We start from the raw sequence: 12,253 nt of genomic DNA on the forward strand, positions 1-12,253 counted from the left end.
GGCATGGGTGTGTGCGCGGTGTTCGTCTCGAAAGTCATCGGCGATGCGGCACCGGATCCGTCGACGGGCGCGGGTGCGCGATGCGTGGTGCTCACCTCCAGCGGACCACGGGCTGTCCGTACAGATGAAAGCGCACCGAATCGCGGACGATTCGGTGCGCGTCGTGCCCGGAGGCGCCTGGTCAGTTCTGCGAACGCCCGGTGGTGTCCATCCACTTGGTGGTGCCGGGCGGGGCGGCCAGCGTGCTGATCAGATCGATACCCGCGATGATCAGGGCCGGTCCGCCGACGACGATGGTGCCGATGATGCCGCCGATACCGGCGCCCGCGAGCACGGTGGCGATACCGACGGGTCCTCCGATGATGCCCGTCAGGCCGACCAGCGCTCCGATGACCGTACCGATGAAGCCGCCGACCGCGGTGGCGATGCCGAACTGCGACAGGAAGGCGTCCATCGCGCGCTGGTTCTCGAACGGCGAGGCGACCGGCGTTGCCGCCGGGCGGGCCTGCGTCGCGTCCTTGACGACGGTCAGCTCCAGCACTCGGCCCGCGTCGCGCACGAGGTGGGCCATCGGGTATTCGAGCCCGTCCTGCCGGAAAGCGAGGGGCAGGGTGACCGCGACGTCGCCCGCCGCGTCCTTGATGTCGACCGCGTCACCGCGCAGCTCGAACGTGCCCGCGGTGAGCGTCGTGACGACCTTGTTTCCGATCAATTCGGCTCGATAGCCGATATCCGGGACCGTTGTCGCGTCCGGTTCCGCGTGCGCGACGCCGGACCCTACCGTGAGCGCGGCGACCAGTGGCACGACAGCGGCAGTGACTTTCCGCAGAATCATTCTCGGTTTCCAATCTTCATCAGGCTTCGAGCAATAGAGAACGCGGCGCACACCGAATTTCCTTCCCCCACCGGCGTGCTCATCCGGGATGTGATACAAAGAACAGCTACTTCCGAGTGATAACTGTACTGTGACGGAAGAGGTTTGGGAAACGAATTCGGAGGGTAATCTTCCGCCTTTGTCGCCTGCTTTTCATAGCCAACGGCTATTTTCGGTGTGGTATTGCGAACATTTCGGTCGGGCCGGTCGGCCTTTGCGCGGAGCGGGGCGGTGCAACCTCCGAATCGAAGCATCGATCGCGAAGTACCCGGATGTCGGTCCGCGTGTAAGCCGCAGTCCAGCAATGGCTTTGGTGAGTCTTGCGACGGGATCCGGTGGAGGGTGCGTTCGCCCGGCCCGCGTCCACCACGGGCCGGGTGGCTCGAAGGAGATCGTGCGCCGTGGCCCGGCTGCGCGATCGGGGTCGGCGGCTACGCGTTCGACGCATAGGGCTCGAGCACGCGCTGCCTCGGTCTTCGATCGGAGGTTATCTCACCTGATATCAGTCGGTTTGCAAACGATCAGCAATCCTCTTGGCCGAAATGTGGCTGGAAACACCGCTTCGCGGGCCCGCGCTCAGAGCAGCAGGTGCAGAGCGACGCAGCCGAGGCTGACGCCGACGACCAGCACGAGCGCCAGAGCGTCGCGCAGGCCGGGTGCGCTGGGATGGGCGGTGAGCTGCCCGGTGCCGCCGCGTGCGGTGATCGCCTCACCCAGTTCGCCCGCCCTGCGGGTGGCGACCGCCATGGCCGCGGTGAGGATGTCGATGAGCGGGTTGTCGGCGGCGCGGGCGATCATGCCCTCTTTGGGGCGCAGGCGCCGAGCGGCGCGCAGCACCCGGATCTCCTCCATGAGCAACGGCAGACCGCGGAGGGTCAGCGCGACGACGACCGCCCATTCGTCCACCGGCATCCGGAGTCGGCGCAACGGCGCGCCCAGCTTGGCGAGGGCGGGTGCGATGTCACCCATCGGCGTGGTCCACGCGATGAGGAAGGAGGCGGCCACCAGGATCAGCGTGAACGTCGCGATCTGCGCGTAGCGCAGCACCGCCGCACCGCCGACGGGCGCCGTGAGCAGGCCGCCGAGGACGAACAGCGCCCAGAACCACCAGGGCAGCCGCGGCAGCGTGCCCAGCGGCAGCCGCGCGAGGACGCCTACGAATACCAGGAACGCCGTCATCACCCCGAGCACCGGCCAGGACGGCAGGAACATCAGCACCAGGCTGATCAGGAACACCCCGATCATCTTGGTGCCCGCCCACAGCCGGTGCACGGGACTGCCGACGGGTACCTGGCGCAGCAGGACTGTGCTCATCATCGACCTCCGTGATCGAAGCGCCAGGCCGCTTCACCGGGCGCGCGCAGCGCTCCGGAATCGGCTCGCGCGGAAGCCTTGCCCGGCGCAGGCGCTGCCGCCCACGCGGACTCCGCGCTCAGGATGCGGCCCGATCGCAGGTGCACCGTGCGGTCGCACACCGCCGCCATATCCGCCACGTCGTGCGAGATGACGATCAGCGTCAAGCCTGCGTCCCGCAGCCGCGCCAGCAATTCCACGATGTCGGCCCGGCCCTCCGGATCGAGACCGGCCAGCGGTTCGTCGAGCACGACCACTTGGGGATGGCTGGCCACGATCGCGGCGAGCACCACCCGTTTGGCCTGGCCGCCACTGAGTTCTTCGATCGAGCGCGCGGCCAGCGACCGGTCCAGCCCGACCGCGTCCAGCGCGCGCCCGACCGCGCCGGAGCCCGTGGCGCGCCCGCCCCAGTCCCCGATCTCCGCGCCGACGGTCTGCTTCTGCAATTGCAGGCGGGAATGCTGGAACGCCAGCCCGACCGCGCCGATCTGCTTGCCGACCGGCTTACCGCGCAGTTCGCACCGGCCGGAAGTCGGTTCGATCAAGCCCGCCACGATCCAGGCCAGGGTGGACTTGCCCGACCCGTTCCCGCCGACGACCAGCAGCGCTTCGCCTTGGCGGACGGACAGGTCGACGCCGTGCAGCGCGGGCGCTTCCCACGGCGTCGCGCGGTTGTAGGTGTGCCGGACATCGCGCAGTTCGAGGATCGGCTCGCCCATCGGCCTGCGGCGCGCGGCGCGGGCCGGGCGGGGCCACGCGGGCAGGTGCGCGACCGAGCGTCCTCCGGCCAGGTGCACGACCCGGTCCGCGGCCGCGGCGTCGGCTTCGTGGTGGGTCACCAGGACCACGGCCATCGGATGCCGCTTCGGCAGGCCGGCGAGCAGTTCCACCAGTTCCCGGCGTCCGTCCGGATCGATCATCGAGGTCGCCTCGTCGGCGATCAGCAGGGCGGGCCGCCGGGCCAGCGCTGCCGCGACCGCCAGCCGCTGCTGCTGTCCGCCGGAGAGCGTGGCGGTCTCCTTGCCGCCCATCCCGGCCAGACCGACCTCGCTCAGCAAGCCCTCGACGTCCACCTCGGCGGCGAGGTGCGCGGGCAGCCCCCACACGACGTCGTCGGCGACGAGCACGCCGAGGGTCTGGCTCTCCGGTCGCTGCAAGACCAGCGCCGTGCCACCGAGCTGTCCCAGTCCGGCCGAGCCGGGGCGCCGCACCGAGCCCGAGGTGGGCGGTAGCCCGGCCAGCACACGGGTCAGCGTCGATTTGCCCGAACCGTTGTGGCCGACCACGGCGACGAATTCCCCGACCTCGACGGTCAGATCGACGCCGCTGAGCGCGTCGCGCGCCGCGCCGGGGTAGCGGAATCCGGCATCGCTCAGCGTGACCGGCAGCGGCGCGATGGGCCGGTCGTCGGGCGGCGCGGCGAGCCGGTCCTGGCCGGGCAGCCAGTCCAGCCGGTCGAGCACCGAGCCCAGGACATACCAGGAGCACACGCCGGTGGCCAGCATGCCGAGCGCGATTCCGCCGCCCACCCAGAGCCACCACGAGCGCAGCACGGCGTCGGCGAGGTCCGCCACGACTTGCCCGAGCGAAGCCAGACCCACTCGGCCGGCGAGGTCCTGCAAGCCGCGCGAGCCGTTGCGGATGTTGTCGAACACCAACTCGCGCGCACTCGACATCGCGAGCAGCGACCCGACGGCGAGCGCGGCCCAGGCCAGTCCGGCCAGCAGCGAGAGGCCGAGCACCGCGACGAGGCCGCCGCCGCGCCGCTTCACGGTCCCGATGATGGCGCCCATGGTGGCCGAGGCCACCAGCACCGTCGCCGAAGCCAGACCGGCCGCGACGAAGGTGACCAGCGTGGCGGCGATGGTCGCGGTGACCAGCGCTCGCGCTCGGAAGCGGTGCGCGATCAACCCGATCGGGACCGCGGCGACCAACTGCAGCGCGCCGGCGAACGGGACCACCGAGCCGATGGTCACCAGCCCGACGGTGGCTCCGCCCAGCACGGCGCCGGTGGCCAACTCGAGGGGCCGCAGCGGCCCGCGTTCGGCCGATGCGCCCGGACGGGCCAGTTCATTCACAGCACAAGTCTGCCAGCCCGGCGGGTGATGCCGGGCGGAGGCGAATTCGAGCGGGCCCGCACGCCGCGCGATCGGTCACCCGACGGGGGTGAGCGTGTAGTGGACTGGATCGAAGCGCCGGGTGCGGCGACGGTAGCTGGTCTGCGAGCCCGGCCAGTTGTTGGTGATACGACCGGCGGCATTGCGATACCAGCTCGAGCAGAAGTTCCACGGGGTGCGGGCCAAGCGGCGCTGGAGCGCGGTGTTGTAGTCCTCCTCCGACTCCGCGCGGACCTCGACACAGTGGCGGGGGTGGTCGGCCAGCCACTGCACGGCTTGACGGATGTAGCGGGCCTGCGACTCGATCATGTAGATGATCGAGCCGACGCCGAGATTGGTGTTCGGCCCGTAGACCAGGAAGAGGTTCGGGAAGTCCGGCACCGTGATGCCGTAATACGCGTGCGCGCCGTCGGCCCAGGCGTCGGCCAGCCTGCGGCCGCCGCGGCCCCGGATCTCCATCGGCCAGAGGAACTCCGTGCCCTTGAAACCGGTGCCGTAGATGATCACGTCCACCTCGTGCGTCGCGCCGTCGGCGGTGCGCACGCCCTGCGGTGTGATCTCGCTGATCGCGGCCGTCTCCACCCGTACGTTCGGTTGGGTGAGCGCGGGATAGTAGTCGTTGGAGAACAGCGCGCGCTTGCACCCGATCGGGTAGTCCGGGGTGAGTTTCGCACGCAGCTGCGGATCCTCGACCTGCTCGGCCAGGTGCCGGGAGGCGATGCGGGCCACCCAGCGGGCGATGGCGGGGACCTCGACCAGCCCGAGCGAGACGAATTCCGCGATCGACCACCACCCGAACCGTTCGGCCAGCAGCGCGCCCGGCACCCGTGCGAACAGATTGTGCTGGATCGGCGAGTAGTCGGTGTCGAACTTGGGGATCACCCAGGCCGGTGTGCGCTGGAACAGCGTGAGGTGGGCGGCCTCGGGCTGGATCTCCGGGATGTACTGGACCGCGCTGGCCCCGGTGCCGACGCAGGCGACGCGTTTGCCCCGCAGGTCGACGTCGTGGTCCCACTCGGCGGAGTGGAACGAGGGGCCCGCGAAGGTGTCGATGCCGGGTATGGCGGGCAAGGACGGACGCGACAGCTGGCCTACCGCCGAGATCAGCACATCCGCGACCCGGCTGTCCCCGTCGGCGGTGCGGACGGTCCATCGGCCGGTGGCGTCGTCGAATTCGGCGTCCGTGACGCTGGTGCCGAAACGGATCGCCGACAGGATGCCGTGGCGTTCGGCGACACCGCGCAGGTAGGCGTGGATGGCGGCGCGGCCCGAGTATCGCTGCGGCCAGTCCGGCTTGGGTTCGAACGAATACGAGTACAGCGGGGACGGGACGTCGCAGGCCGCGCCGGGGTAGGTGTTCTCTCGCCACACCCCGCCGAGGTCGGCGGCCCGCTCCAGGATGGTGATGTCGTCGAAGCCGTTGCGCCGCAGCTCGATCGCCATGCCGATACCGCCGAAGCCCGCGCCGATGACGAGGATCGACGGCCGATCGCGCCCTGTCATGTGAGACTCCTCACTCCGACCGTAGATGACTCCACTGTAGAGCCGCCGTGCCGTCGCATAGAGAAATTCGGCCATAATGTCCGCGTGGAACGGGTGCAGGATCCGGATGTCCGCGATTGGAATTTTCCGCGCGGCGTGGCGAGCGTGGCGCTGATGGTCGGCTACGCGGCCGAACACGGTGTGCCCGCGGCGCGGATGCTGCACGGCACCGCGCTCGGCGAGCGGCAATTGCGCGATCCGGACGCGCAGATCGACGCGCACACCGAACTGGCGGTCATCCGCAATCTCGTCCGCGAACTCCGCGACCTGCCCGCCCTGGGGGTGGAGGTCGGCCGCCGCTACCGGATCACCACCTTCGGCATCTTCGGCTTCGCCTGCGTCAGCAGTCCGACACTCGGGGAGGCGATCAGTTTCGCGCTGCGCTACCTCGATCTCAGCTTCACCTTCTGCATACCGGTGGCCGAATGGGGCGAGAGCGAGTTCGTCGCGGTGGTACACGACGAGTCGGTGCCGACGGACGTGCGCCAGTTCCTGGTCGAACGCGACGTCACCGCGATGCATCAGGTGATGAGCGATCTGCTCGGCACGCGCCTGCCCTTGACCAGGGCCGAATTCCGTTTCCCCGAGCCCGCTTACGCCGAGCGGATCGCGGAGGTCACGCTCGTGCCACCGGATTTCGGCATGCCGCGCAACCTGTTCGCCATCGAGCCCATGCTGTTGGAGAAACCGCTGCCGCAGGCCAACGAGCACACCTGGGCCATGTGCCTGGCGCAGTGCCGGGAGCTGGTGCACCGGCGCAGGGCCCGCACCGGCATCGCGGCCGAGGTGCGCGAACGTCTGGTTCCGCGCGGCGGCGCGGACGGATTCGCCGCCCCGCCCGGCATCGACGCCGTGGCGAACGATCTCAACATGAGCACTCGCACGCTACGGCGGCACCTCGATGCCGCGGGGACCAGCTATCGCGCGTTGCTGGATGAAGTGCGGCGCGCTTTGGCGGAGGAAATGCTCACGGCGACACCGCTATCGGTGAGCGATGTCGCGATCCGTCTCGGCTATGCCGAAGCTTCGACCTTCATCTTCGCGTTCAAGCGGTGGACCGGTAACACCCCGGCGGCCTACCGCCGCGAACGCGCCGTCCGGCGTTAGGTCTCTTCGCCCCGACCGCTCCTGCTGCCTGTGTAGGCCAGCTCGCGGATCTTGCCGATGGCCTTGGGAAACAATTCCACCTCGGCCGGGTGGTTGAGCATCGGGTCGAAGTAATCCGTGCGGTACTCGGCGGTTTCGGCGAGTCGCAGCGTGAGTTCGGCGACCCGCCAAGTCGGCCCGCCGAGGCGGCCCGCGGTAAGTGTGAAGCTGACCAAGTCCTCGTCCAGGTGAGCTTGCATCGCCTCGAGCGACGCGGACGAGGGCTGGACGCTGTCCGGCTCGGCGAAGAACCAGGTCGGCGCGGAATTGCCGATTCGGTAGGGCATCAGGCAGCCGTATCGTGCACTGGCCCAGCCGCGCGCCGGGGTGATCACCAACCGGCCCAGCGGTCCCCGGCCGGTGGTGGCCAGCGCGAAATCCCAAGGCTGATCGTCTCGGTCGAGCACGCGGAACGCCAGGCCGAGCACGTCGGGCAGGCCGTCGGGCAGGCCGATGCCCTTGGACACCCGCGCGATGACCGCGCGATCACCGCCGCCGAACAGCGGCTCGAACTCGGGCTCGGCATGCAGACGACCGGCCAGGTGCAGGCCCGCGGGATGGAAAACCCGCGCATGCCGGATCCGCGCACCGGTCGCGAACGCGGTCCTCACCACTGCGGCTGGTAGGTCGACCATGGTGGTCCTCCCGGGTAGGCGTCGTGTGCCTCCCGATTGCCCCGGCTCGCACCGGGTAAACCGCGCTCAGGCCGGTTGCACGCCGATCCGGCCGCCCATCGGAACCGTCCGGAAATGGGTGGTCAAGCGATAGTCGTCACCGAAGACGTGCAGCGCGACCGCCGGGTCCGGCGCGTAGTCCATGACGTGATCGGGCGGGTCGAGTTCCCATTCCCCGCTCAGGACCGACGCGGTGCTGGGAGCCACCAGCAGCGGGCGGCCGCCGAACGTGGAGGTCGCGGCGGAATGCGCGTGCCCGGTGAGGACGGCGGCGATCCGGTCGTCGCCCGCCACCAGGTCGGCGAGCCGCTGCGGATCGGCGAGGGAGATCCCGTCGACGATCGGGCTGAACAGGTGTGCGGGCGGGTGGTGCAGCGCGAGCAGGATCGGCTTACCCGGGGGCGCCCCGCCGAGCACCTCGCGCAGCCAGTGGTAGGTCTCGTCGGACAAGTGTCCGCCCGGCTCCCCGGGAACGCTCGAATCCAGCAGTGCGACGGTGAGATCGCCGATGCGGCGCACTTGGTTGATGGGGGCGCCGGAGGATGGCTCGCCGAGCAGGGCGGTACGGAAGCCCGCACGGTCGTCGTGGTTGCCGGGGAGGACGTACACCGGGATGTCGGTGTCGAACGCGAGCTTGGCCTCCGCGTACTGCTCGGGTTTGCCGGAATCGGTGATGTCGCCGGTCACCAGGATGGCGTCGGGCCTGCGGCGCAATCCGGCGAAGTAGTCCATCACCCGTCGTACCCGCTCGGCGTTGCGGGCGCCGAGATCGAAATGGGTGTCGCTGACCTGAGCAACCAGGATCATCGGCATTCGCTTTCGCTAGGGTTCGCTGCATTGCGTCAGAGGGTGCGCGGGTCGCGTCCGCCGCCCGTCATCAGGCTAGTTGACCTGCGTATACCGCGTCGCCATGACGCTCGCCACCGGGCGGAGGGCACTCATCGATTTGTGTCTGAAGTCACAATGCGGTCGGATTGCGGGTCAGAACTCGGAGCGTTCGGCGACCGAGTCGGAGAGCGTGCGCAAGGCGCGCAGGAAGACGCGGCGGTCGGCTGCGGGGAGCCGCTCCAGCAGTCGCTCCTCGCCGGCCTGGATGTCGCGCTGGGCTCGGTCGCGCAGGTCGCGGCCCGCGTCGGTGAGCGCGACCAGGTTGACCCGCCGGTCCGCCGGATCCGGTTCGCGGGTGATCAAGCCGCGGCGCTGGAGTTCGTCGAGCACGCCGATGATGCGGGTCTTGTCGGCGCCGATCGCCTTGGCCAGCGCCGCCTGGGTGTAGACGGGTTCGCCGCCGAGGCCGAGCAGCACGGCGTAGCCCCACATCGACAATTCGTGGCGCTCCAGGATGGGCAATTCGGCGGCGATGAGCGCCCGCCCGAGCGGCGCGATCATCGCGGCGAGATCGGGGCGGGCGTTCGGCATGGGACGACGATACTGGTTGGCAAATCGTAAGCTTGCACATACGATATGCAGATGCTTACTGATTCCCGGAAAGATCTGCGTGACCGGCATGCCCGTTCGGTTCGGCTGAGTGTGGACGCCGTCTCCCGCGTGCGCCCCGATCGGCTGGACGCCGAAACCCCCTGCGCTGGTTGGCGCCTTCGTGACCTGCTGGAACACATGATCGCGCAGAACCACGGTTTCGCCGCCGCCGCGCGGGGCGGCGAGGACACCGAGGTCTGGAGCGTCCGCGCGTCCGCGGATCCGGTCGCCGACTATCGCGCTTCGGCCGACGACGTGCTCGCCGCCTTCGCCGCCGAGGACGTCTTCGAGCGCGCGCTCCTACTGCCGGAAGTGACCGATCAGCGGATTCCCGCCACCCGCGTGATCGGCTTCCACCTCGTGGACAGCGTCGTGCACGCCTGGGACGTCGCCCGATCGATCGGAGAGACCATCACCGTCGACCCCGACGTGGCCGCAGCGGCGCTGGAGATCTCCCTCGCCGTTCCCGACGGCCCTGAACGCACGGCCCCTGGTGCGGCCTTCGCCCCGGCGCTGTCCGTCCCGGAACAAGCGCCGACCCTCGACCGGATCCTGCTGCTTCTGGGCCGCTCCCCGAACTGGCCGAACTGACTATGGTTCCGTGCGCACGGCTGCCACTCCGGTCGTGCGCACTCGGATGATCTGCCTGGGGACGACTGTGGATGAATCGCGAACGGAGGTTCACCGTTCCGGTTTCTCCTGCTGTGCCGGGACGACAGCCGTGCGAAGCGGTGGGTAGCCGCGACATCCGTGCGTCGTGACCTGGCCGCTCATCGGCCGGGCCAGGCGCTACGCACATCGGCAGCGCCGCGGTCAGGCGAACGCCCAGCAGCAGGTCGACGGTGCCGAGGTGGCCTGTCGCATCCTGGAGAGCGGGAAACGTCAAGATCGTGACCGGCAGCGTCGCCGCTGCCGCCGACCAGGCCGGCGCGATTTCGAAAGCGCGCCGGACGTTTCCTCGGCGTGGTCCCTCGCCAAGGGTGCCCGACGCGGAGAAGATCGCGCGGCTTCGCGCCAAGGCGCGCGTCCGGCGCCTACTCGGTTTGGCACGCGAACTCGAGCACGGCGGCCGTCGAACCGCGTCCTGTGCGTCGTCCACAGCCGAGACCACCCGGACGCGGCAGGGACTCTCGGCACACCGACCCCGTCCTCAGGTGCGGTCAGCTCGGCGTCCAGCCCCGCGTCGGCCGCGCCGCTGTCGGCCGCACCCGGCAATGCCCGGTGCGGTGGGGAAACGCGCTAGTCGAGGGTCCGCAGCGCGTCGGCGGCGCGTTCGAGGGCGTCCGGGGCGGCGGATGCGGCCAGTGGGCGCCAGAAGTCGGCGTCCGGCTCGGCGGTCAGCGTGAGTTCGGGCGGGGTGCGCCACGAGGCGGCCAGGCCCAGCCGCCAGGAGTGCAGGTAGGCGCGCGGTTCGGCGCCGGAGCGGTCGAACAAGGGATCGCCGACGATCGGATGCCCGGTCCAGGCGAGGTGGACGCGAATCTGGTGGCGACGGCCGGTGACGGGGCGCAGGGCGAGCACGGTGTGCGCGGGGCCGCGCAGCACCGTGACGAACCGGGTGAGCGAAGGGTAGTTCTTGGCGGGCAGCAGGTCGGCGGCATCGACGAACCAGCAGCCCCCCTCGTGCCGGATGCGTTCTCGCGGCGCCGCGATCCGCACCCGGTTCTTGCGTCCCACGCTGAGCGGCAGATCGAATACGCCGGTATCGGGCAGGCCGGTGGCGGCGACGACGGCCAGGTACGCCTTGTTCGCCGTCTGCTTGTTGAACTGCCTGGTCAGCTCGCCGTGGGCGCGCAGTTCCTTCGCGAACAGGATCAAGCCGGAGGTCACCTTGTCGATCCGGTGCACCGGATACAGCGTTTCCCCCGCGGCGGCCGCCAGTTCGACGAGATCGGTGTCGTGGCGCTCACCGGTGACGGAGATGCCGGGGGGTTTGCGCAGGGCCAGGATCGCCGCGTCCTCCTCGACCAGGCAACGTGCGCGCAACTGTGACCAATCCTTGTCCACCGGACGAGCCTAGGGTGGCGGGTGGCGGGCGGTGTCGGCTACCTGCCGTTCTTGCCGTTGCGGCGCAGCAGATGCGGGCGCAGGCGGTTGAAGCCGCGCACGCGCACGCTGCGCAGGTGCTTGATGGTGAAGCCCGGGTCGCCCTCCAGTGCGGTGGCGGCTCCGTCATCGATCAGGACGGTGCCCGGTCGCGCGACGCCGGTGAGCCGGGAGGCGATGTTCACGACCGAGCCGTACAGGTCGCCGAAGCGTTGCAGCACCGGGCCGTAGGCGAGCGCGACGCGCAGGTCCGGGGTACCGCCGACCATCATGGTCGACTCCTGGATGGCCAGCGCGATGCGCGCGGCCTCGGTGGCGGTCTCCGTGGCGAACATGACTTCGTCGCCCACGTTCTTGATAACCCAACCGCCGTTCTCGGTGATGGCGGCGGTGGTGGTGGACTCGAACGCCTCCAACAGAATGGACAGCTCGTCCGGATGCAGATGCCGGGTCAGCCGGGTGTAACCGACCATGTCGGCGAAACCGACGGCCAGCTCGCGCACGGACTCACCCGCGCTGGTCCCCGGGTCGAGCGAGCGTGACAGCGCCGCGGCGAGATGGCGCCGCCACGCATAGTTGTTCAGCTCCTCCAGGGTGGCGATGGCGCCTTCGGTGGCGGTGCGCACCGTCTCCTCGGCGTCGGCTCCCGGGTCGGCCCGGGCGATGCGCTCCTCGATCTCCGCCAGCACCAGGTCGACCTGCCATTCCGCCAGGCGCGCCATGCCCTGGCCGAGCGTGCGCGCGGTCGCCGACTGCTGCCGGGTGTCGGCCGAGGACAACACGGTCAACTGCTCGAAGTTGCGTACCGCCGTGACGTCGGCATCGGCATAGTCGACCGCGTCGTCACCGATGCTCGACGGAAAACCGAGCGCCGTCCACAATCGCCGCGTGAGCGCCGTCGTCGTCCCCGACTGCTCGGCGACTTCGGTGCGGTTGTACCGCCGCGCTCCGGCGAGCAGATAGGACTCGACGACCGAGCGCACCAATTCGGACCTATCGGTGGGCACCATGATCGGTACCTT

At 69.8% G+C, this 12,253-nt stretch carries 11 protein-coding genes; 2 read left to right on the plus strand and 9 right to left on the minus strand.

The genetic code is table 11. The features are described 5' to 3' along the window. Positions 1–181: 181 nt before the first annotated feature. The 4 genes from GVY64_RS19440 to GVY64_RS19455 all read right to left on the minus strand — a co-directional run bounded on the left by GVY64_RS19440 (position 182) and on the right by GVY64_RS19455 (position 5,847). Positions 182–835, minus strand: a complete 654-nt coding sequence (locus tag GVY64_RS19440; protein WP_159843368.1) for an ammonium transporter — start codon at positions 833–835, stop codon at positions 182–184. Between the two features lie 615 nt (positions 836–1,450). After that, on the minus strand, positions 1,451–2,188 hold the full coding sequence (locus tag GVY64_RS19445) for an energy-coupling factor transporter transmembrane component T family protein (protein ID WP_159843551.1): 738 nt from the start codon (positions 2,186–2,188) through the stop codon (positions 1,451–1,453). Further along, positions 2,188–4,305 (minus strand): ATP-binding cassette domain-containing protein, encoded by a 2,118-nt coding sequence (locus GVY64_RS19450; protein ID WP_236566991.1) that lies wholly within the window; start codon positions 4,303–4,305, stop codon positions 2,188–2,190. Before GVY64_RS19450 ends, GVY64_RS19445 begins: the two co-directional genes overlap by 1 nt. Before the next feature lie 75 nt (positions 4,306–4,380). Continuing rightward, positions 4,381–5,847 carry a flavin-containing monooxygenase gene (locus GVY64_RS19455; RefSeq protein WP_159843370.1) on the minus strand — a complete coding sequence of 489 codons (1,467 nt, stop codon included), beginning with the start codon at positions 5,845–5,847 and terminating at the stop codon, positions 4,381–4,383. Between the two features lie 84 nt (positions 5,848–5,931). On the opposite strand from GVY64_RS19455, the gene GVY64_RS19460 reads away from it, so the two are divergent. Continuing rightward, on the plus strand, positions 5,932–6,993 hold the full coding sequence (locus tag GVY64_RS19460; protein WP_159843372.1) for an AraC family transcriptional regulator: 1,062 nt from the start codon (positions 5,932–5,934) through the stop codon (positions 6,991–6,993). Here the strand turns inward: GVY64_RS19460 and GVY64_RS19465 are convergent. From GVY64_RS19465 to GVY64_RS19475, 3 genes are all read right to left on the minus strand, one after another. Further along, positions 6,990–7,667, minus strand: coding sequence for a phosphodiesterase (locus GVY64_RS19465; RefSeq protein WP_159843374.1), 678 nt, complete (start codon positions 7,665–7,667; stop codon positions 6,990–6,992). The two genes, GVY64_RS19460 and GVY64_RS19465, sit on opposite strands and share 4 nt — an antisense overlap. Positions 7,668–7,733: 66 nt before the next feature. Continuing rightward, positions 7,734–8,519 carry a metallophosphoesterase gene (locus GVY64_RS19470; RefSeq protein ID WP_236566992.1) on the minus strand — a complete coding sequence of 262 codons (786 nt, stop codon included), beginning with the start codon at positions 8,517–8,519 and terminating at the stop codon, positions 7,734–7,736. 168 nt (positions 8,520–8,687) lie between these two features. Further along, positions 8,688–9,125, minus strand: coding sequence for a MarR family winged helix-turn-helix transcriptional regulator (locus GVY64_RS19475; protein WP_159843376.1), 438 nt, complete (start codon positions 9,123–9,125; stop codon positions 8,688–8,690). 51 nt (positions 9,126–9,176) lie between these two features. Between GVY64_RS19475 and GVY64_RS19480 the strand changes: the two genes are divergently transcribed. Next, positions 9,177–9,776 (plus strand): TIGR03086 family metal-binding protein, encoded by a 600-nt coding sequence (locus tag GVY64_RS19480; RefSeq protein ID WP_328820978.1) that lies wholly within the window; start codon positions 9,177–9,179, stop codon positions 9,774–9,776. Between the two features lie 648 nt (positions 9,777–10,424). Here GVY64_RS19480 and GVY64_RS19485 read toward each other — a convergent pair. Next, the gene (locus GVY64_RS19485) at positions 10,425–11,192 is read right to left on the minus strand and encodes an RluA family pseudouridine synthase (RefSeq protein ID WP_159843381.1); all 768 of its coding nucleotides are present in this window, start codon (positions 11,190–11,192) and stop codon (positions 10,425–10,427) included. A gap of 38 nt (positions 11,193–11,230) precedes the next feature. Then, entirely contained in the window at positions 11,231–12,241 is a 1,011-nt protein-coding gene (locus GVY64_RS19490) for an adenylate/guanylate cyclase domain-containing protein (protein ID WP_159843383.1), read from the minus strand. Positions 12,242–12,253 lie beyond the last annotated feature (12 nt).

This window comes from Nocardia sp. CY41 (assembly GCF_009829325.1).
In the GTDB taxonomy this organism is placed as follows: domain Bacteria; phylum Actinomycetota; class Actinomycetes; order Mycobacteriales; family Mycobacteriaceae; genus Nocardia.